At 40.6% G+C, this 22,576-nt stretch carries 21 protein-coding genes; 1 reads left to right on the top strand and 20 read right to left on the bottom strand.

All coding sequences use genetic code 11. The features are described 5' to 3' along the window. Window position 1 precedes the first annotated feature (1 nt). From EO121_RS02360 to yedE, 13 genes are all read right to left on the bottom strand, one after another. Window positions 2-931: a YbbR-like domain-containing protein gene (locus tag EO121_RS02360; RefSeq protein WP_127165729.1), complete on the bottom strand. Its 930-nt coding sequence runs from the start codon at window positions 929-931 to the stop codon at window positions 2-4. Beyond that, window positions 928-1,755: a diadenylate cyclase CdaA gene (gene cdaA / locus EO121_RS02355; RefSeq protein ID WP_127068299.1), complete on the bottom strand. Its 828-nt coding sequence runs from the start codon at window positions 1,753-1,755 to the stop codon at window positions 928-930. The genes EO121_RS02360 and cdaA overlap by 4 nt, the downstream gene beginning before the upstream one ends. A 103-nt stretch (window positions 1,756-1,858) precedes the next feature. Beyond that, window positions 1,859-2,173 carry an XdhC family protein gene (locus EO121_RS02350; protein ID WP_127161061.1) on the bottom strand — a complete coding sequence of 105 codons (315 nt, stop codon included), beginning with the start codon at window positions 2,171-2,173 and terminating at the stop codon, window positions 1,859-1,861. Then, on the bottom strand, window positions 2,163-2,888 hold the full coding sequence (locus EO121_RS02345) for an XdhC family protein (RefSeq protein WP_127161062.1): 726 nt from the start codon (window positions 2,886-2,888) through the stop codon (window positions 2,163-2,165). Before EO121_RS02345 ends, EO121_RS02350 begins: the two co-directional genes overlap by 11 nt. A 4-nt stretch (window positions 2,889-2,892) precedes the next feature. Continuing rightward, on the bottom strand, window positions 2,893-3,696 hold the full coding sequence (yqeB, locus tag EO121_RS02340; protein WP_127161063.1) for a selenium-dependent molybdenum cofactor biosynthesis protein YqeB: 804 nt from the start codon (window positions 3,694-3,696) through the stop codon (window positions 2,893-2,895). Further along, window positions 3,671-4,324 (bottom strand): NTP transferase domain-containing protein, encoded by a 654-nt coding sequence (locus EO121_RS02335; RefSeq protein WP_127161064.1) that lies wholly within the window; start codon window positions 4,322-4,324, stop codon window positions 3,671-3,673. Before EO121_RS02335 ends, yqeB begins: the two co-directional genes overlap by 26 nt. Further along, window positions 4,315-5,070 carry a selenium cofactor biosynthesis protein YqeC gene (yqeC, locus tag EO121_RS02330; protein ID WP_127165727.1) on the bottom strand — a complete coding sequence of 252 codons (756 nt, stop codon included), beginning with the start codon at window positions 5,068-5,070 and terminating at the stop codon, window positions 4,315-4,317. Before yqeC ends, EO121_RS02335 begins: the two co-directional genes overlap by 10 nt. Before the next feature lie 22 nt (window positions 5,071-5,092). Continuing rightward, window positions 5,093-7,378, bottom strand: a complete 2,286-nt coding sequence (locus tag EO121_RS02325) for a xanthine dehydrogenase family protein molybdopterin-binding subunit (protein WP_127165725.1) — start codon at window positions 7,376-7,378, stop codon at window positions 5,093-5,095. Continuing rightward, window positions 7,375-7,830 carry a (2Fe-2S)-binding protein gene (locus EO121_RS02320; protein ID WP_127165723.1) on the bottom strand — a complete coding sequence of 152 codons (456 nt, stop codon included), beginning with the start codon at window positions 7,828-7,830 and terminating at the stop codon, window positions 7,375-7,377. The genes EO121_RS02325 and EO121_RS02320 overlap by 4 nt, the downstream gene beginning before the upstream one ends. Further along, entirely contained in the window at window positions 7,821-8,609 is a 789-nt protein-coding gene (locus EO121_RS02315; RefSeq protein WP_127165721.1) for a xanthine dehydrogenase family protein subunit M, read from the bottom strand. Before EO121_RS02315 ends, EO121_RS02320 begins: the two co-directional genes overlap by 10 nt. Window positions 8,610-8,861: 252 nt before the next feature. Then, entirely contained in the window at window positions 8,862-9,110 is a 249-nt protein-coding gene (locus EO121_RS02310) for a DUF3343 domain-containing protein (RefSeq protein WP_127161069.1), read from the bottom strand. A gap of 1 nt (window position 9,111) precedes the next feature. After that, entirely contained in the window at window positions 9,112-9,312 is a 201-nt protein-coding gene (locus tag EO121_RS02305) for a sulfurtransferase TusA family protein (RefSeq protein ID WP_127165719.1), read from the bottom strand. 18 nt (window positions 9,313-9,330) lie between these two features. Next, window positions 9,331-10,383: a YedE family putative selenium transporter gene (yedE, locus tag EO121_RS02300; protein WP_127165717.1), complete on the bottom strand. Its 1,053-nt coding sequence runs from the start codon at window positions 10,381-10,383 to the stop codon at window positions 9,331-9,333. A 119-nt stretch (window positions 10,384-10,502) separates the two neighbouring features. Here yedE and EO121_RS02295 point away from each other — a divergent pair, with 119 nt between their 5' ends. Continuing rightward, complete coding sequence (locus EO121_RS02295; protein WP_127165715.1) at window positions 10,503-11,663, top strand: aminotransferase class V-fold PLP-dependent enzyme; 1,161 nt, start codon at window positions 10,503-10,505, stop codon at window positions 11,661-11,663. A gap of 136 nt (window positions 11,664-11,799) precedes the next feature. On the opposite strand, the gene EO121_RS02290 is transcribed toward EO121_RS02295, so the two are convergent. From EO121_RS02290 to ygeW, 7 genes are all read right to left on the bottom strand, one after another. After that, on the bottom strand, window positions 11,800-13,200 hold the full coding sequence (locus tag EO121_RS02290; RefSeq protein WP_127165713.1) for a nucleobase:cation symporter-2 family protein: 1,401 nt from the start codon (window positions 13,198-13,200) through the stop codon (window positions 11,800-11,802). Window positions 13,201-13,351: 151 nt separating this feature from the next. Beyond that, window positions 13,352-15,901 (bottom strand): selenium-dependent xanthine dehydrogenase, encoded by a 2,550-nt coding sequence (xdh, locus tag EO121_RS02285; RefSeq protein WP_127165711.1) that lies wholly within the window; start codon window positions 15,899-15,901, stop codon window positions 13,352-13,354. A gap of 18 nt (window positions 15,902-15,919) precedes the next feature. Further along, the gene (hydA, locus tag EO121_RS02280; RefSeq protein WP_127165709.1) at window positions 15,920-17,266 is read right to left on the bottom strand and encodes a dihydropyrimidinase; all 1,347 of its coding nucleotides are present in this window, start codon (window positions 17,264-17,266) and stop codon (window positions 15,920-15,922) included. Next, window positions 17,253-18,953: a selenate reductase gene (locus tag EO121_RS02275; RefSeq protein ID WP_127165707.1), complete on the bottom strand. Its 1,701-nt coding sequence runs from the start codon at window positions 18,951-18,953 to the stop codon at window positions 17,253-17,255. The genes hydA and EO121_RS02275 overlap by 14 nt, the downstream gene beginning before the upstream one ends. A gap of 26 nt (window positions 18,954-18,979) precedes the next feature. Next, the gene (ssnA, locus tag EO121_RS02270; RefSeq protein ID WP_127165705.1) at window positions 18,980-20,308 is read right to left on the bottom strand and encodes a putative aminohydrolase SsnA; all 1,329 of its coding nucleotides are present in this window, start codon (window positions 20,306-20,308) and stop codon (window positions 18,980-18,982) included. 47 nt (window positions 20,309-20,355) lie between these two features. Beyond that, entirely contained in the window at window positions 20,356-21,291 is a 936-nt protein-coding gene (gene arcC / locus EO121_RS02265) for a carbamate kinase (RefSeq protein WP_127165703.1), read from the bottom strand. 86 nt (window positions 21,292-21,377) lie between these two features. Then, window positions 21,378-22,571 (bottom strand): knotted carbamoyltransferase YgeW, encoded by a 1,194-nt coding sequence (ygeW, locus tag EO121_RS02260; protein ID WP_127147514.1) that lies wholly within the window; start codon window positions 22,569-22,571, stop codon window positions 21,378-21,380. Window positions 22,572-22,576 lie beyond the last annotated feature (5 nt).

The raw sequence follows: 22,576 nt of genomic DNA, 5'->3' as shown, positions 1-22,576 counted from the left end.
CCTACATATGTGGTTCAATTTCTACTTTCACCACAACTCGGTCTGTCGTTGTTGTCACACCTTCTGGCAAGACTAGACTATACCCACCAGTAAAGCTACTAGTAGCACCATGGATAGGGATGTCGATAGTTTTGACCCCGTCAATGCCATTGAGGATAGACTCTTTCCCTACAATCGTCAACTCTTTTGGTTCTACCACCACTCGTTTCACTGTATAGCCATTAGGTACATTACCAACTACATTAGTTTGGACTGGAACCTTTTTTTCCATCCGAATGCGTTCTAGCTCATATTGAATTTGCGCGCCTTTCGGTGTGATTGTCAATCCTTCTACCACATTGCCCGCAGAATCTACTGGTAAAATATCTCCTACTTCTGTAAAGCTTTCACGATGTTTATCTAGGTTAATGCGAATCACTGCATAGGATGCTCTGCTTACCAAATGGGCTGGTCCAGAAATCGTTACCGTCGTAGGCATAACTTTAGAGTCTTTAATGGCAATGTCATTCGGTACCGTTCCCAATGGTTGCGCCTGCACTTGTAACTCTTTTACCATGTATTCATCTACCGTAACGGTTACATTTTCTGGGGTTATGCTATCGATGAAAGTCCCTGTTGGGGCTGTAAAATTGATGGCTACATTTTCCTGTCCTACACGGGCATTCTTCATGTTTACATAAGCTTTCAATACAGATGGGTTAATATCAAAGATCGCATTACGAGGCCCTCGTAAATGAACACGCACTTCGCTAGGTACACCTTCTACCAAATAATTTTGATCCAAATTCTGCACTTGCACTGGTACAGTATATGTCATTTCTATCACAGGGTTTTGGTCCTTCATAACAAATACCCACATACCAATGGCACAAAATAAACAGAATAATTTCATCCCCCAATTATGTTTTAACCCTACTATCCAATGCATCATTTCGATTCACCTCGTTTTATTTTAAGTAAAGAACTGACTGCACTTGGTGTTGGCTCTAATAAAGACAACATAACTGTGCGCAATGTATCTTCTGTAACACCACGATGAATTTGTCCACCTAAGGCATAAGAAATTTGTCCTGTTTCTTCGCTGACCACCACCACTAAGGCATCACTTTCTTCGCTTTGCCCTAAGGCAGACCGGTGTCGTGTGCCTAATTCTTTGCTTACATCTCGGTTTTGACTGACAGGTAATAAACTAGCTGCTGTCTCAATACGACCGTTACGAATAATAACCGCTCCATCATGAAGAGGAGATTTCGGATAAAACAAATTCATCAGTAGTTCACTGGTCACAAGTCCATCGATACGAGTCCCCTGCATGGATAATACATCTAACTTCATGTTTCTTTCAAAGACCATGAGAGCCCCAATTTTACGACGAGACATACTACGGCAAGCAATGACAACTTCTTTCACAATGGATGTGAGCTCTTCTTTAGAAATTTTAGTACGGGATGAAAAAAATCCAGTACCACTGCCCAATTGTTCTAAGAGGCGTCGTAACTCTGGTTGAAATACAATCGGCAGAGCAATCATTAGGACGGCCACACTTTGTTGCATAATCCAGCTGATGGTATGCAACCCCATGAAGTGCGCCACAATATTGATGACCACCAACACGCCTAACCCTTTCAATAAGCCTAAGGCTCTTGTATTTTTAACTAATCGATATAACCAATAAAATAAGGTGGCTACCACTATAATATCTACGATATCTAAGAATCGTAATGTTTCTAATGTAGTTTGTAATTGAAACAGCATAGAATATCTCCTATCCTTTCTAATACAAAATAAGGGTACATGCTCTTGCATGTACCCTTTTATTGTATCCTATATTGGTATTTTTTTCTAGTAAACCTACGATTTATGCACGGTAAGTTTCGATAAGTACGTCCATATTACCGCCGCAAACCATACCTTCTTTGACTGCTACATCATCGTTTAAGTCCACATAGATACGACGAAATGCCTCTTTCTTCTGCAAAGCATCTACAGCACTTAAGCGAATTTCATTTTCTGCACGGCCCCCACCAATGGTACCAAAGATAGAGCCATCAGGATGTACAATCATAGTAGTCCCTGCTTTCCGTGGAGTGGAGCCATGTGTATTTAAAATTGTTGTCACTGCTAATGTGTCTTGCTTATGTTGTTGTAAATACTCAATAAACTCATACTTCATGTGTGTACCTCTTCTTTGATAAAAAACCACCTTGTTTACGATAAGACACCGCCATATATTCTGCTACGATGGATAGTGCTATCTCTTCTGGTGTTTGGGCTCCTAGATCTAAGCCAATAGGGCCATATAACATATCTAACTCTTGCTGTGTCCAACCTTCTTCTTTCAACACTTCAAAAGCATGGAAAATACGTTTTTGGCTGCCCATCACACCCACATAGGTTGGTAACACATGACGCACTTGGTGCAAGCACATGCTATCGAACTCATGAGCTCTAGTGACTACCACAATGCCCGTATAGGCATGAAGATTCAAATTATCCTGTAATGATGTAAAGTCTAAATGCACTCGTTTCACACGAGAATCAAAAAAGTTTTCTTGTAAGTATTCCGCTCGGTCATCCACTACGGTAACGCCACAACCAATGAATAAAAATTGGTCAGCCACACAACGGCTTACGTGACCAGCCCCTAGTATGAGAACTTCTGGATCTTTTTCTACTGGTTGTAGAAAACATTCCATATCTTCAATAGAAAATAATTGTGGTTCTATTCTTTGAGGTACTGTAAAGCCTTCAATAGCATTGCCATACACCACTTCACCAGTATGGCTATACATCACTTTATCGCCTCGTCGCTCCCCAGATAAAATCGTTACAATCAACGATGATTCATCCTTTGCCATACGTTCTTGCGCAATATCAATCAGATTCATGGTACTACTCCTTTATCTGCTCATATTCCCAAGCAGTGATGGCCTCCATCACACCACCGCCGACAGCTAATGCTTTATCTGATATAGTAAAGCAATGGCTCTCTTCACATCGTGCGTCCACATCCGCTAATTTAAAGCCTTTCGTTACTAATATATTAGAGGCTAAAATACCTCGTAAAGTGCCGGTAATTTTTGCATGCACTGGTACATCCTCTACATAGCCTATGATAGAACCCGCCTCTACTTGATCTCCAATATGGCTTTTCGCTACAAATAGACCTTCCGTTGGGGACTTAATCACTCGCTCATGCGTATAGCCTCCCACATTGCCCGGAATTCCCGTATTCGCTAAGGCGGGGCCCTCATAAATGCATCGTCCTAAGGTATGACCACGCATAGTCTCAATAACCACGTGCACATCCTTACCAGCATTGAATCCAGGACCACATCCAATGACTAAGGAAGCATCACTTTTTTGAGTCCCTACATTTCGTTTCGCCAAAATGGCATCTACCACGATAGCTGGTTGTATCGTAGCTAATACAGTTTCATAAGGCTCAGTGACCACAGGAATGGCCTCCCGGCTAGCTAACAATTTTTCTACATCTTGTAAGGCTACATGACGTGAGCGCAAGCGCTCTAAAATCATTTCCCCTCGGTGCACTGCATTTCCATAGGACACTTCTCTACGAATCATGGTAGGAATGGCAATTTCATTAATCACCACAGGATACCCTGCTCGCCATAAACGATACACAGCACCAGATGCTACATCTCCACCGCTACGGATGAGAATCATTGGTTTCATAAGGTCCTCCTTCGCTCACAATACGGTTATAGTCTTCCTTCGTATCAATATCAATACCACTATGCATAGTACGTTGCCTTTCAAGCCATACATATGTAACATGAGGTGCCCCTTCGCCCCTCAAAATGACACGTCCCCCCATATCGCCAGGAATCAAGCGTAACGCATCCGCCCAATATCTCCCAAATACTACGGGATTACCTCGTTCTTGATGCGGTCCATACTGTGGCTGTACAATGGCTTTCTCGTCGCCTATGGCTCTGAAAGCATTACACAAGTCGTCAATGACTTGTCCATCCAATAAAGGTTGGTCGATCACACCACATACAATTGCTTCCAGTCGCTCTTTCTGTGTATGTTCCCATTGCAATAAGGCCTCTACCCCTAATCGGATCGATGTACCCTGTCCCAACTGTGGTTGCTCATTAGGCACAGGAATCCCCTGCACCTTACGCACCATATCTTCCACACCCATACGTGGGTCTATGACCACTGCTAGCGGTTGTATCCTACCATACTTAGACAGAGCAACCTCTAATAAAGTGCATCCTTGATAGGTCAATAATTGCTTGGCGCATCCCATGCGTTTCGATTGTCCAGCCCCTAATAATACACATCCTATTGCCATGTTAGTATCCTTTGTATGCAACAATTTTCACGATATCCATTCGCCAACACCACTTTGTGCAATGAAAGGGATTGCAAGGCTCGTAAAAATGCATCCACCACTGTTGAGTCTACCGTATCACATCCTGTACAGAACACAATTCGTTTCCTCTGAGCATATTGAAAGATACCATTGTCGTGTCCTAATAGTCTTGCTACTCCTTCTGGAGTTATCCTATCCCCTAGTGGAATCCCCATGATAGCCTGTACTTCTTCTATGCGATGTACATAGTCCTCTGTGAGCGGTTTGCCTAAGACCTGCATATTCACTACTGCAATGGTAGTCACCGTGTTAGTCGGTATCACTGGTTCGTGAGGCTTAGGGGCTTTCAACCACTTGGTTTTTGCCCCATCTGCCTCTATGATAATCGACCAATCTGGATGACGCTCTTGTACTCTATCTAGCAACTCTGGATCTAATCCTAGTACCTTATGGCCTGCTACGGATTGAAACCAAGAACCCATCCGTCCTTGTGCCAATTGTTGTTCTATATGAGTTTCCCCAAGTGTTAGGTCATCCCCATAGTAGGGGTTCCAAGGAGCCACTTGTTCAGATCCCATCTTTGTTGTAGTCGTTACCACTACTGGTCGCTCTAGACTGATTGCCACAGCACCTAGTTTAGATACAACAGTTGTTTTACCACCAGCCCCTACGACAGCAAGTATCCCAGGTTCTAGCAAGGACTCCCAGTACTTCCTATCACTCATCTTGACTCTCCTATTGCTTACTCTACTTATTTTCTTGTAACGCCATATACACGCGTTCTGGAATCATTGGCAATGTAGTGACCTCAGCACCTGTAGCATTCAAGATAGCTCCTTGAATAGCTGGACAAGATGTATTAATAACAACTTCCCCTATGGATTTAATTCCATAGGCTCCAGTTGGTTCATAGGATTCCACAAAGTCTACATGAATATTACCAGTATCTAGTCGTGTTGGTAATTTATAATGCATGAAGTTATTCGTTTCTAACACACCGCGAGAAGAATAGCGAATTTCTTCATACAATGCCATACCAATACCTTGCACAACACCGCCTTCTGTTTGTACAGTGGCTAGGTTTCTATTCACAATCGTACCACAATCAACTACAGCATAGTAGTTTTCAGGCGTTACTTTACCCGTTTCAATGTCTACTTTCACCTCTGCAATGCCTACCATGAAAGGAGGTGGAGATGTTTGACTGCCCCAAGTTGCCATACCGCTTAAGTAATGTCCTTTCGGGCCTGACACAAGTTTAGGTGCTAATTCTTTAGTAGTCATTGTTTTAGAACCATCTTCAGTCCACACTTTTTCCCCATCAAAGGAGAGTGTGCTTGGATCCACTTCCATTAGACGACCAAATTCTTGTAAGATTTTTTCTTTCAACTCGTCACAAGCTAGTTTAGTAGCAGTCCCTGTCACATAAGTCGTACTCGATGCATAAGAGCCCGGATCGAATGGTACTACGTCAGTATCTGCTTCATAGACAACCATCATATCCATGGGACAGCCCAAAGTTTCACAAGCAATTTGTGCTAACGCCGTATTGGAACCTTGACCCATATCTGTAGAACCAGTAAATAACATATACGTACCATCATCCAGCATACGTACTTCTACCGAGGCAGAATCAATATTGGCAATCCCCGATCCTTGGAACGCTAAGGCAACCCCCAAACCACCCCTATGGCGGTCATCGATTTTCCATGATTTTGGACGATTGTCCCAGTTAGACATTTCTTTCGCTTTTTGGATGGCTTCTTTCAATAGACCAGATGCCAACACTTCTCCTGGATGGAAGGATTGTGCAGTCTCCCCTACACCAATTAAGTTTTTCAAACGTAGCTCAATTTCGTCCACACCCATTGTATGCGCCAATTTTGTAATAGCACATTCTAGTGGCCACAAGGCTTCTGTAGCGCCATACCCACGGAATGCACCACCTGGCATATGATTTGTGTACACTACATTAGATTCATAACGGATTGCTTTCGTTTTATTATATAGAGGTAAGGATTTATGTTCTCCCGCTGTGAAAGTCGTCAACGCATGGCTACCATGTGCTCCTGCATCGGATACGGCTACCATGTCAATGACTTGGATAATACCATCTTTTGTGGCACCTACACGAACTTTCCAATCCCGTGCATGTCGACTAGTGGAGCAGTTATTCGCTTCATGACGATCGTATACGATATAGGATGGCTTTTTCAATTTCCAGGTCACAAAAGCTGGGAACATTTCTGTACAACCCGTTTGTTTAGATCCGAAACCACCGCCAATACGAGGTTTGATAACACGAATTTGAGCCGCAGAAAGCCCCAAAGCACGAGCCACATGTCTACGAATGTGGAATGGTACTTGCGTAGAACTAGTGATGACAAGACGATTAAATTGGTCTATGGTAGCAAAGGTCCTAAAAGTTTCCATCGCCGATTGTAAGGTGGCTTGGTCAAAGTAAGACTCTTCTACTACATAATCACATTTTGCCAATTCTGCTTCTAAATCACCCACTACATGACTATAGGAACAAGCAATGTTTCGCTTAGGGTCTCCCCCTACTGGGAAGTTATAGTGAAAGTCATCTTCTGCGTGAATGATGCTAGGATGATCGATAGCTGTATGCATATCCAAGACTGGTTCATAGACCTCATATTTTACTTTGATAAGAGGCATAGCTTTCAATGCTGTCCGTTCATCCACAGCCACGACTAAAGCTACTTCATCCCCCACATAGCGAACCACTTGATCTAAAATCAACATATCGTACGCAGATGGTTCTGGATAACTTTGACCAGCTAAGGTAAATCTAGTTTGTGGCACATCTTTATAGGTATAAATAGCTTCCACACCAGGTACTTTTAAAGCGGCTTCAATATTAATATCTACAATTTTAGCAAAGGCATGAGGGCTGCGAAATATCTTAATACATAAGGCATTGGATGGAATAAAATCTTCTGTATAGGCTGCTTTACCACTTAAAATCGTTGTGGAGTCTGTTTTTTTATAACTTTGTCCTAAATGTTTCATAGTGTTTTGCCTCCTAAAAATTTACGAATCCCCCGCATATGAGATTCATAACCTGTACAACGACATAAATTATTGTTTAGGTAAGCTTTAATTTCTTCATCCGTAGCATTTGGATATTTTCGGCTTAAAGCAATGGCACTCATCATCATACCTGTTGTACAGTATCCACATTGATCAGCCCCTTCTTTAGCCAAACAATCCGCCAAATGAGCCGCCTCTTCCGCTACGCCTTCTAGGGTAGTAATCTCGTGACCTACTGCTCTGAAAGTCGGATACGCACAAGACAACATAGGATCTCCATCTACCCATACAGTGCATAGACCGCAATTTGTCGTATCACAACCGCAACGTACACTGTAAAAGCCTAAGTTACGTAATGTTTCCAATAACATTTCATCTGTTTCGATGAGAACTTTTCGTTTCACTCCATTCACTTGTAACATTATTTCCATTGTGCCACCTCTTTTACCAATCGTTTAAACATGTTTTTTGCCATCTCTAAGCGATACTCTGCACCTGCATGTGAGTTACTTTGAAAGGATAATTCCTCTTGAATTAAAGCCACCGCTTCATCCAAAGCGTCTAATCCTTTTTCATTAATAAGCTGGCAAGCTTTCGTCGCTAATGCTGGTTTACCTGGTCGACAACCAATATATACGGAGTAGCCTTGATCATCTAATCGAACAGATCCCGTTAAATAAGGAAAATCTGAAGTCGATTTCCGCAATGCTTCAATCGCTACTGGTACTTCTTGTTTTGGTACAATGATTTCAAGTAATAAATCTCTTGTTCCATACGTTAAGTATTGTTCTATCGGCATACGACCCGCTTCAAACAAACGCACCTCTGCTCGTAATGCTAATAAGGCAGGAATAATATCAGAGAAACCGAATTTCGCTGCTACCGATCCCCCCATGGTAGCCATACTCCGAAATTGGACACCTAAAATATCTTTCACAGCTTTTGGGAGCACTCCTCTACAGAATGTTTTAAATGGTTCATATACCTCTACATCCCGTTGTGTAGCCATGGCACCAATGCGGTATTCCGTTTCGTCCTCCTCAATATAACGGAGACCTAATTCAGACAAGTCAATTACCATAGGCCATTTACGATTTCCCAATCGTGTCCAGCAACCACCTGCTAAGATAGGTGCCATCTTTTGCTTCACCATGAGTGCATGTGCCTCTTCTACTGTTTTAGGCTGTTGCACTTGCATAAACATAAGCATACTTATACCTCCTTACTCCGACATCTCTATACCCTTATTGTACCATGTATATGAAGATTTTGGCATATGAATTATCTCAGATACTAAGCATCCATATATGCATAATCCATATACATCATATGTTACTCGCAATCATTACTATAAAAATAGGCATACACAAACTACTTCGTACTCCAATGAATCTATCATTATGCGAGACTAGTTTATGTATGCCTAATATCAATTTTATATGAGATATAGTTTGCAAGCTGTTCAATTACTTTTATAGATCTCTCTATATCCTTCTCTTTGTTTCTCTACAACCTGCTCTATATCTTCTAAAATATCTTCAGGAATGTCCTCAACAATGCATCGATCCACTTGGAAAATTGCACATGTACCACATGATGAGCTAAGCCAACGTGGAACAGGCTGTAAGTGTACAGCAATCGATGCTTGCTTACAGAATTGTTCAAATTGGATAGCCCCAAAGTGAGAATAAAACGTTGCTACATATTCCATATTATTTTGTGATAGTGAGAATATACTCACCGTTCTCCTCTTTAGATACGATTGTGTATCCTTGAGCTGCTACAAATCGAGTAATATTTTCTACCGCTGTTTTAGAATCAGATTGCACCGTATATTGACTGTCACCTGATGCCATTGCTTTTTGTACCATAATCACTGGTTCTGGACAAGATAGTCCTCTTACATCAATCATACTTACCTCCCGCTTTTTCTATTTACGCATATTTTTAACAGCAATGACTAAGGCAATCACAAAGCCTACACCTACTGCAATTTGGCCCGCCACTGGAACTCCAGTACCAGATGCAGCTAAACCAAAATTATGTGCGAATGCTGCCCCTGCTGCTAAACCTACTACTGTAATCATAGAATCGGAATTACCTTCACCAGATAAAATGAGTTGGCGTAATGGACATCCACCCATTAATGTACAACATAAACCTGCTAAAGCCATACCTAAAAAGTTCCACAATCCATCTGTATGCGCAATTGGTTGTTTCACAAAACCAGGATGGAAGTTGCCAACGGAAATGTTCACTAGGAACGCTGCTACAAGAATCGCAATAAAACCAAGAATTAACTTTGTTTCTTTAAATAAAATGATATCTCTGATACCACCTACCATGCAAAGACGGCTATATTGTGCCAAGCCACCTACTACCAAACCAGCTGCTAAAGAAATCCACAATGGAGCATGAATGGCACCTGGTCCTTTTTCAGTAAAGAAAATGAACGCTGGCGCTGCCACCACAAGACCTAATAGAATCACCTGTGCCGCAGGCATAATATAGGAATCCATTTTAGATACAATATAGGTTCTACCCAAGGAATACCCACGTTTTAGGAATACTGTGCCTACTGCAATACCACCTGTAAATCCTAATAGACCCATGATTGCATTCCAGTCACCACCTGCTAAGCGCAAAATCATACGAAATGGACATCCTAAGAAAATAAGACAGCCAATCATAGTAAAGAACCCTAAGGTAAATCGTGTTGCTGGAGCGGAACCACCTTTAGCCGCTCTCTCTCCACGGAACCAAGATAATAAAAAGGCTCCTAACACTAATCCAATAATTTCTGGCCGAATGTATTGTACTGGTGCTGCTCTATGCAGACCCAAGCCTCCTACAGAATCACGAATGAAACAGGCAATACAAAACCCCATATTTTGTGGGTTTCCTGCTAGCACTAACAAACTAGCAATAGCGCCAATAATTAATCCAGCAATAATAATTCTTTGCTTTTCACTTACTACACTCATAGTACCTCTCCTACTAAACATTACCTTTTCGACTAGTTTACTTTGCTCCCTACAAATTGATATTTTGCACGCATTACTTTATACTAAATATAATATACATATTAAAAGGAGTTATAATTATGAAGTCTATCTATGCAGATAATAGCAGTACCTCTTTCCCGAAAGCGCCAACTGTAGCGCAAGCTATGTATGATTACATTTCCTATAATGGAGCTTCTGTTCATCGCTCCTCTAACGAAGATGCGTACCAAGTGGAACGTTTGATCCTAGAAACACGCCAACAGTTACAACAACTATTAGGTGGACCTAGTCCAAAATACGTTATCTTTACTCCCAATGTGACCACTAGTCTAAATATGGTCTTACAAGGTCTTTTCTCCGCCGGTGATCACCTCCTAATTTCCAGCTTAGAGCATAACGCAGTGATGCGCCCACTCCATCAATTATCTATGAAAGGTGTATCTTACTCCACCATTCCAAGCACACCTCAAGGTGAAATGATTACCTCTACCTTAGAATCACTTCTCTTGCCTACTACAAAGGCCATTCTAGTAACTCATGTCTCTAATGTATGTGGTACCATTCAACCCATTGCCGAAATTGGTGCATTTTGTAAAGAACATAATCTATTGTGTATCGTAGATGCTGCCCAATCTGCTGGTATCTTACCTATCCACATGAAAGAGATGAACATTGACATCCTGTGCTTTACCGGTCATAAAGGATTATTAGGCCCCCAAGGGATTGGTGGATTTCTCCTTACAAAAGATGTAGCCCATCAAATACAGCCCCTACTAAGTGGTGGTACTGGTAGTTTCTCTCACACCTTAGAGATTCCCACTACCTTTCCCGACCGCTTTGAACCTGGTACACCCAACATTCCTGGTATCCTCGGTCTTCATGCTAGTTTGTCCTATCTCAATACAGTAGGCTTCGATAGCATTTACCAACACGAATTATCTTTGACCAAACAATTTCTATGTGGATTACAAGAACTTCCGAAGTATACCATTCATGGTATGCCCAATATCCATAATCGGACAGCCGTGATTTCTATTTCTCCTACTCATTGTGATCCAGCAGAACTGGCACACAGTTTAGAACAGACCTATCATATTATTACTAGAGTTGGGTTGCACTGTGCTCCTACAGCTCATCAAGTACTGGGCACCTATCCTAGAGGCACTGTTCGCTTTTCCTTTGGTTATCACAATACATCTGATGAGGTAGATACTATATTAAATAGCTTGGATCTATTACAACACAAACACCTCTTATAGCTAGAATATTACACATTAAAAATAAAGTAAGCACCAATTATACATATAATTGGTGCTTACCTATTTTCGTGCTACTTTCTATATAAAGAAAGCACTTATATATGTAACCTAACTCTAACTATATACAATATTGTGATTAAATGGATCTATTTCTGCGAACCTTACGTTCTGCTTTCCATTTATCTAATCGAGCAATCGCTTTTTCACGACGTGTTGCTTGCGCCACATGCGTTTCATTGCCATAGCCATTCAACAATACATTAAGAGCCACTGCCATCAAGCTACCAAATGTAATACCACTGTGAAGAACAATTTTTAGCCATTCAGGGAAATGATCATAGAATGTTGGAACTGCCAAAGGAATCATACTCACGCCAATACTGATTGCTACAATCATAAGGTTGTAAGTGCCATCAAATTGTACTTTAGACAAAGAACGAATGCCACTAGCGATAATCATACCAAACATAGCGACACCAGCACCACCTAATACAGGATTAGGAATACTTGCTACAACAGCCGCCATTTTAGGGAATAAGCCTAATAACACTAAGATAACTCCAGATGCTGCCACTACGAAACGACTTTTTACATTGGTTACTGCTACAAGGCCAACATTTTGTGCGAATGCTGTATGTGGGAAACTATTTAAGAATCCACCAATCATAGTTGCAAAGCCGTCTGCTCGTAAACAAGCTGCTAATTCTTTCTTACCGATTGGTTTTTCTACAATTTCGCCGATAGCAATACAGTCACCAGTTGTTTCTGTCATAACAACTAACATAACAATGACCATAGAAATTATGGATGAAAATTCAAAAGTTGGCCAGCCAAAAGCAAGTGGTGTAACTACTGCAAACCATTCAGCTTCACCAACGGCTCCTAAATGGGCTACGCCAAGAGCCATGGACACTAATGTTCCTACTACTAACCCTACTAATACGGCTACATTACTCCAGAAGCCTTTACCAAATCGATATACAGCTACCACGATAACTAATGTTAAGATAGCTAGAAATAAATTGACAGGGTTCGCAAAATCAGGAGAACTAGGATTACCTCCCCCTACCCAACGAACGGATACTGGCATCAAGGTAATACCGATAATTGTAATAATGGTACCTGTTACTACAGGTGGAAAAAAGCGGATTAAACGACTAAATAAATGGGAAATCAAGAATGTAACTATCCCTGCTACAATAACAGCCCCATAAATACTTGTCATCCCATGTTCCTGACCAATTAAAATCATAGGGGATACTGCGGCAAATGTAATCCCTTGAATCAAAGGAATTTTTGCGCCGATTTTCCAAAACCCTAATGTTTGAATCAATGTAGCGATCCCACAAGTAAATAAGTCTGCATTAATTAATTGAATCAATTGTGCTCCTGATAAGTGCATAGCTTGAGCTATAATAATTGGAACCGCTACAGCTCCTGCATACATTGCCAACACGTGTTGTAAACCGTAAGCAAACAATTTAGGAATTGGTAGCATTCCATCTACATGATTAACACCCTGAATTTGATGTGCCATATGAATCACCTCATATTACTTAATAGAATATACTAGTCCTATGCTTATATCATGTTTTGAATTTTTTACATCATCTGATGTAGTAGCAAGCACTTCCGCACTTGCTACAACATCGAACTTCATAGACTTAGCACACTCTCTCCCTTACTGATTATTTTCGATATCCAGTTTTCTCAAGTGGTAAAGAACAACGTTCCATACCGTCCAAACGATTGTATGCATTTGCAATAGCTGGAGCAATTGGAATACTACTGATTTCCCCAATACCTTTCGCACCATATGCATATTGATCTGGCGTACCTTTTTCTATGAATGTACATTTGATTTCTGGGCGTTGTGTAGCTCTTAACAAGCCTAATGTGCCATATTTTGTAACTACCTTACCTTCATTGTATTTGAAGTCTTCTGTTACACCATAGCCCATCCCCATGATTGTGCCACCTTCAACTTGGCCTTCACAAGATTGAGGGTTCACCACTCGTCCTACATCATAGGCCACATGAATTTCACTTACCTTGTTATCATCTCCAATCGTAGCTACGCAAGCTCCATACCCATAAGCCACATGGCTCTTAGGATGTTTTTTATCCGAATCGAATGGATCCGTAACCCCTAGGAACTCTTCGTATATTTCTTTACCTTCAAGATCTGCTAACGTTTGAGTTTTCAATAATTCTGCTAATTTTTCAGCAGCTCTACGTGTTGCTTCCCCTGTAAATACCGTTTGTCGAGATGCTGTAGTGGTACCAGAGTTTGGTGTCCGTTCTGTATCTGGTGCTTCTACTACAATTTGTTCTGGTGAAAGTTTCGTAGCTTCTACCACAATTTGTGCCGCTACTGTACCTACACCTTGACCAATACATGCTGCGGATGTACGAATACGAACTTTACCGTCACGAACCTCTAGGATAACGCGTCCTGTATCTGGCAAACCTACACCAACACCACTATTTTTCATACAAATAGCAAGCCCTGTACGATCACTGGCATAATACGAATCTTTAACGGCTTCCAAACATTCTACAATACCTGTATCTGGAGTACATAATTGTCCATTTGGTAAGTAATCACCAGGTCGTACTGCGTTTTTATAGCGGAATTCCCAAGGATCCATACCTACTTCTTTAGCTAGTAAATCAATGTTCACTTCTTGCCCAAAAATCGTTTGTGTTACACCAAACCCACGGAATGCACCGCCAGGTACTGTATTCGTATATACACAAATACCATCCATAGAGAAGTTTTCAAAATTATATGGACCGCTAGAGTGTGTACCTGCCCGTTGCAATACCGGGCCACCTAAGGATGCATAAGCTCCGCAATTGGAAACAATTTTTACTTTTGTGGCTACTAATTTACCTTCTGCATCACAAGCGGTAGTAATATCCATTTCCATGGCATGGCGTTTTGTATGTACTTCTAAACTTTCTTGTCGAGTTAACTGTACTTTCGTTGGAAGTCCCGTTTTCCAAGCTACAAGTGCTGCATGATGTTGCACACTCATATCTTCTTTACCACCAAAGCCACCACCTACTAGCATGCTGTGGACTTTTACTTTGGACACATCCAACTCCAACATACGAGCCACTTCACGTTGATCATCATATATACTTTGACTGCCTGTATAGAGTTGAACTCCGTCTTCAGTTTTCACTGCAATAGCACATTCTGGTTCCATAAATGCATGGTCCGTTTGTGGTGTAGAATAATGACGAGTAACTACATGCGCCGCATTGGCAATTGCTTCATCTGCATTACCACGACTTAATGATTGATGAGACAAAATATTACCATTCGGATGTAATTGAGGCGCCCCTTCTGCTAAAGCCTCTTCTGGAGTGACTACAGGTGTCAATTCTGTATAGTCTACAGTCACTAGATTACATACTTCTTGTAAATATTTTTTTTCTTTTACTGCAACTACTGCAATGGCATCGCCTACATAGCGAGTGATATCCCCTTCTGCAATCATTACGTCCCAATCTGGAACAATATGACCTGTTTTATTAAAAGGTACATCTTTCGCTGTTAGTACTGTCACACATTGAGGATGTGCCAAAGCTTCTTCAATATGAATTGCATCTACACGAGCCCTTGGATATTTAGAGCGAACAGCTTTGGCATAAATCATGCCATCCACTACCATATCATCTACATATAAACCTGTACCCAATGCTTTCTCCATCGCATCAACACGATGCAACCGAGATCCTACCGTACCGTCTGCATCATTTTTAGGAACAGGTACATTCTCTTTAAACATACGAGCTGCTAATAAAATAGCATCTTCAATTTTTACATATCCTGTACAACGACAAATATTGCCCAATAAAGCTTTTTGAACATCTGCTCTTGTAGGCTCTAGTGTAGTATCTAATAATGCCTTTGCACTAATAATCATACCTGGAATACAGAAACCACATTGTACAGCTCCACATTCTGCAAAAGCATATACATATACTTCTTTTTCACGCTCTGTAAGGCCTTCAATCGTAATAATTGATTTGCCTTCCATTTGCGAAACTTTACCTATACAAGCTTTTACCTTCTTCCCATCAATGAGAATCGTACAAGCCCCACAAGCACCTGCACTACAACCGTCCTTTGTTCCGGTTAAGCGTAGGTCATCGCGAAGATAATCCATTAGTCGCTTATCTTCTTCCACCTCACGCCAAACACCGTTAACTTGAAATCGGTACATACAGAGACCTCCCTCCGATTATTGTTGGAATTCCCCTTTATAGGCTTCCACTAATTTTCTATCTTGCACCACATGGTGCCCACGTAAAAACACATCATCTATTCGACCATGCACAGTCATTCCCTCATAAGGTGTATAATCTGACCGACTATGAGTTTTATCCGAAGTCATACATTCTGTTACATCCGGTGAAAGTATGACGATATCCGCATCACTTCCTACCTGTAACGTTCCTTTTTTTGGATATAATCCGTATAACTTAGCTGGTGTTTCGCTAGTTAATTTCATATATTCTACAGGATCGATTCGTCCACTATGAACAAACATATCCCACATTAAAATCATCCGCTCTTCTACACCTGGCAATCCACCTGGTGTTTTTGTAAAGTCACCAAGACCCTGCGCTTTTTGCGCTAATGTATAATTGCAATGATCCGTACATAATGTTTGGAAAACTCCGCGCTCTACTGCCGCTTGCAGAATCTCCACATCTCTTTGTTTTCTAAGAGGTGGACTTAAGATATATCGCAATCCTTTTCCATCCGGCTGATTATACAATTCATCTGTCAATAATAAGTATTGAGGGCAGGTTTCACAGGTTACTTTTGCCCCATTTTTTCTGCGTTCCTCAATCACATCTAATCCTGCTGCAGAACTCACATGTACAATATGTACTGGATAATCTGCTAATTCCCCTAGTCGAATGAAACGATGCATTGCTTCTGCTTCTATGGTATCTGGTTTTGAAAGTGGATGATACTTTGCTTCCGTATCTCCTTCCGCTCTCATTTCCTGTACCTTAGCTGCAATCATCGCTCCATTCTCACAGTGGGCTGCCACCAACGCACCGGTTGGGGCAATTGCTTTGATTGCTTCGTAAATTGACCGATCATCAATACTAAAGCTATAGGCCATATATACTTTGAAGGATGCGACGCCTTCTTCTACGACCTTAGGAATTTCTTCTGCTACTTGCTCATTCATATTCAAAATTTCCATATGAAATTTATAATCACAAGAGCAACGTCCTTCCGCCCGTTTCTTATCGCGTCGCAAACCTTCTAACAAAGATTCTTCAAAAGGCGATGCAAAATTGATAATCGTCGTGGTTCCCCCCATAATAGCAGCCTTTGTACCACTGTCAAAATCATCTGCCGTAGTGGCAAATGCATTGGTCATTTCAAAATGGGTATGTGTATCGATTCCCCCAGGCAATACATAACGCCCTTTTGCATCGATTCGTACATCTCCCGGTTTCGCCTCAATATGAGGGGCAACCGCTACAATCTTATCATTTTCAATTGCTATCGTCCCTTGCATGACTCCCGTTGGGAGTACAAGATATCCTTGTTCAATGAGTATCATAGATATAATATGGAAGTTCTTTAATGAACGCTTCCACTACTCCTTTCAACACCTCTGGTAAGGCATCAATCGCTGTGCGACCTGTAGCGCCTTGGAAGCGATATCCGCATTCTTTACCTTGAATATAAAAGCCATCATTATCGCTTGCTAATAAGCGTTCTTCATCGATGAAGTATGTCAATTTATCTTTATATGGGAAGCATGGTTGTACGCAATGACAAGCACAGTTACCACATTCATTACAAGACTCATCAATGTGAATGATCAATTTTTTACCGTCTACAGTAATGCATTCATTCGTTCTATTTGGACAAACACGTACGCAAGTACCACATACAACACGGCATTCATGATTTTTATCATGAGCTGTTGGGAAACCTGGTTGCTCTTCGCGTTTTTTCTTAGCAGCTGCAGATTTTTTGTATGTTGGAGCTGTTCCCATTGCTTCCGCAAAAGATTTGATTTCTGTTGGTTTAATTACCTTAGCAGTATCGTAATCTTCTGCTTCTACTAATTTAGCTAAGTTATCCAATTGGTTATAACCTAAACCTTGTAATAAGGTTGTACATACTGTGATTGGCCAAATACCTGTGCGGAATAAAGCTGCAATATTTTTCGCATCTGCACCACCGCTATAAGACATTGGTAAGCGTTCGCCAAATGTTTCACTCAATAATTGAGCTACACCGATGGATAATGGTAATAAGGATTTACCAGACATATACATTTGCTCACCTGGTAATTCTTTTTCGTGAATCGAAACAGGGAATGTATTTGTCAGTTTCACACCGAATACTAAACCTTCTCCTTCTGCAATCGTCAACAATCGTTCAATCATTGGCACTGCTTCTTTAAAAGATAAGTCTACTTCAAATTGATGTGCATCAAAATCAATATATCCAAATTCTGCTTGATTTAATAATTCTCTTACACGATCATAGCCTAATAATGTTGGATTACATTTTAGATATAAATTTAGATGTTTTTCTTTCATTAGGTATGTACAAATCGATTCAATTTCGCCTGCAGGACAGCCGTGCATTGTGGATAATGTAATACCTTGGCAAATGTTGTCATCAATATTGCGAATGTACTCTTCTGTTACATTTTTAAATTGATGTACATTAGCTAATGCCCATTCTTCGCATTCTTTCCAAACTGGTTTGGTACGTGCTGCACGTAAACATTCCATATAGGAATCTACATCTTCACTTTTAATGCCCGCTAAGTTGTAGCCAACACTCATAATAAAGATGAATCCATCTGGATCGCCGATGCCCCATTCTTTACTAATTAATTTAATAGCAAACCATGCTTTAATGTATTCATCAGCAGCCGCATGGCAATGGTACTCAGAGGACCATTCCACATTGTATGCTTCATCCTTTGAATAAATACATGGTCTTGGGATGCCCAATTCTTCACCGAACATAATTTGTACTGTTTTTAATTCTAAAAATCGGGAACCGCCAACATAGGCTGCTACTAAGTTTTGAGCTAATTGAGTATGTGGACCTGCTGCAGGGCCTAATGGATTTTCTAGGTTACGACCAAATAAGGATAACCGTTGATCCGTACCTGTTGTGTGCATGCGCTCCACATTATATACTCGATTGTGGGTAGCATATTCTGTTAGAATATGGTTCATTAAATGTCCGAAACTTACCGGATACATGATATCGCTCATAGTATTCACTCCTTACTGAAAGTGTATTATGGGACTAATCGTTTCCATAAACGATGGGAAATTTGTCGCACTTCTCGTAGCAATTCTTCTTTATTCATGCCACATAATTGACGATCTAGCATACGTACCTTACCACCAGAAATAGTTGTAATTACATTAAGACCATTTAGGCCAAATAGTAAATGACCATTAATATTATCAGCATGTAAATCTGTTCTAGGAATATAATCTAAAACAATTACATCTGCTTCTGCCCCCGGTGTCAAGGTACCAACTTTTACAGGGAAGAATTTTTCAATCATTGCTGGGTTAGTATTGAATAACATATGTGGAATTTCAGTCCAACCAACATTTGGATGTTGCATGTTATGTTTCACTAAGCAATTTGCTACTTTGTAGGATTCTAACATATCGCTAGTATATCCATCTGTACCAAGACCCACTAGAATACCCGCTTCCATAAGTTTTAATACATTAGGTGCTCCTACAGCATTACCCATATTGCTTTCTGGATTATGAGCCACCATGGTGCCAGTTTCAGCTAATACCTTCACTTCACTATCATCTACATGGATACAATGTCCAGCAATCGTTTTTGGTCCTAGGATGCCATCTTCATGCAAGCGATGCACTGCGCGCATACCATATTTTTCTTGGCTATCTTCTTGATCTGTAGTGCCTTCTGCTACATGGATGTGATATCCCAAATTGTCTACGTTTTGTTCACGAACATAAGCCAATGTGTCTTTGCTCAATGTGAAAGATGCATGTAACCCCATCATAGCTGCGAGTGTTTCAGGGTTTTCTTTTGCTTCTTTACCAAAGCGTACGTTTTCTGCTACAGCTTTTTCCATTTCCTCTTGGCCATTCCGATCACTTACTTCATAGCACAAGCAAGAACGAACGCCGAAGTCTTGAGCAACTTCACTGATAACAGATAAGCTACCTTCTGTTTCCCCATAACTTGCATGATGGTCGAATATGGAAGTCACACCATTTTCGATACATGCCATATAGGTCACAATAGCACTTGCCCACACATCTTCTTTAGCAAGACGTTTATCTAAGTAGAACCACAATCCATCTAAAATTTCTTTAAAATTTGTTGGGTTATTACCAGGGATATATAATCCACGGGCTAAGGCAGAATAAATATGATGATGAGCATTGACAAAACCAGGCATAATCAAGCGTCCGTGAGCGTTCACTCGATATGCTTTTGGATATTGTTTTCGCAATGTTTCGTATGAGTCTACCGCTACAATTTTAGTACCATCCATTAATACCCCACCATCTTCAATAATGGGTTGTAATGGATTACGTGTAACGACAGTTCCTTTTCCTAATAAAATCATAGATAGGCTCCTTTCTATGAAAAACAGTATTCAATGAAATACTACTATTATAATTCGATGTGAGTGCCTGTTTTTCCTTCAATACCTTCTCTAGATTTTTCTAGTTGTGTGATAATTGCTTTTCTACCTGGTTTCGATTTAGCAAATGCCACTGCTGCTTCCATTTTTGGTTTCATAGAACCTGCTGCAAATTCACCATTTTGGATATGTTTTTCTGCTTCTTCTACAGTAATGTGTTCTAACCATTGTTGGTTTTCTTTACCATAGTTAATCGCTGCTTTTTCAATAGCTGTTAAGATAATCAATACATCAGCATCAACTTCTTGTGCTAATAAGCTACTAGTCCAGTCTTTATCGATAACTGCAGAGGCACCTGTTAAGTGATTTCCATTGCGAACTACAGGAATACCGCCACCACCACAAGCGATGACTAATTCATGACCAATTAAACCTTTGATAGCTTGTAATTCAATGATTTCTTTTGGTGCTGGCGATGCTACGACACGGCGATAACCACGACCTGCATCTTCTTTTACCACATAATCATATTGGTTCACTGCATGTACAGCTTCTTCTTTTGTCATGAAATGACCAATTGGTTTTGTAGGATCTAAGAAAGCTGGATCATCTGCATCTACACGAACTTGTGTAACCATTGTAGTAACAGGTAGATCTGTAATACCTCTATTCAACAACTCTTCTCGCAATGCATTTTGTAAATCATATCCGATATATGCTTGGCTCATGGCTACGCATACAGATAACGGGGTATTAGGTTGATCTTTTACTTCTCTAGTCAATGCAGCCATAGCATTATTGATCATACCGATTTGAGGCCCATTACCATGGGTAACGATAACATCACAATCTGCTTCAATTAAATCTACGATTGCTTTCGATGTTTCTTTTACTGCAATCATTTGTTCTGGTAATGTATTACCTAGGGCATTGCCCCCTAAAGCGATAACAACACGTTTTTTCATAGGGTACCTCTCTATGGTGTATATATTCCTAACTACTTTGTAGGGATTAAAATAAGGGACTGCCTGAACAGACAGCCCCTTTGCTCTTAGCGGAGAACTCTTTCTGTTCCCTTTTCTTCTAGCTCTTTCAATAATTCTACTGGATTTTCAAATTTGCTTAATAAAATCATAGCAGCAATTACATATGGTTTATAGCTCGCTTCTTTGTAAAGAGGTACACGATAACGATCAAATACGGATGCGTCAACTTCACCTTCTTCACAGCTTACGCCAGTGATATCAGCTGGTAAGCAATGTAAGTATAATGCTTTACCGTCTTTTGTAAGACTCATCATATCTTCTGTGCAAGCCCAATCTTTATGTTGTGCATTTTGTTCTAATAAACGACCTTCTAATTCTTTAATGCCTGCTGTATCGCCTTTGCCATATAAGTCAGTTCTTTCTTCCATTGCTGCGAAAGGTGCCCAGGATTTAGGGTATACAATATCAGCATCTTTGAAAGCTTCTTTCATGTCGTTTGTACGTTTGAAAGATCCGCCACTAGCTTGTGCTTGTTTTTTAGCAACTTCTTCAACTTCTGGCATTACTTCGTATCCTTCTGGATGCGCTAATACAACTTCCATACCTAAACGAGTGAATAAACCGATAGCACCTTGTGGTACGGAAAGAGGTTTACCATAGGATGGGGAGTATGCCCAAGTCATAGCCACTTTTTTACCTTTTAAGTTTTCAAGTCCACCAAATTCATTGATAAGGTGAGCCGTATCAGCCATCAATTGTGTTGGATGGTCAATATCACATTGTAAGTTTACCAATGTAGGACGTTGTTCTAATACGCCGTCTTTATGGCCTTCTTCTACTGCATCAGCTACTGCATGCATGTATGCATTACCTTTACCGATATACATATCATCACGGATACCGATGATGTCAGCCATGAAGGAGATCATATTCGCTGTTTCACGTACAGTCTCGCCATGAGCGATTTGAGATTTTCCTTCATCTAAGTCTTGTACTTCTAAACCTAATAAGTTACAAGCAGATGCGAAGGAGAAACGAGTACGAGTGGAGTTATCACGGAATAAGGAGATACCAAGGCCACTGTCGAATACTTTTGTAGAGATATTGCGCTCACGCAATGCACGTAATGCATCAGCTACAGCCCAAACAGCTTGTAATTCGTCGTCTGTTTTTTCCCAAGTCAAGAAGAAGTCATTGTTGTACATGTTTTTTGTGTCTAACTTAGCTAATGCGTCTACACATTTTTTGAAATCTGCCATTTTTG

The organism is Veillonella sp. CHU732 (assembly GCF_003992085.1).
Classification (GTDB): Bacteria; Bacillota; Negativicutes; order Veillonellales; family Veillonellaceae; genus F0422.
This window is presented reverse-complemented; position numbering and strand designations above follow the sequence as displayed.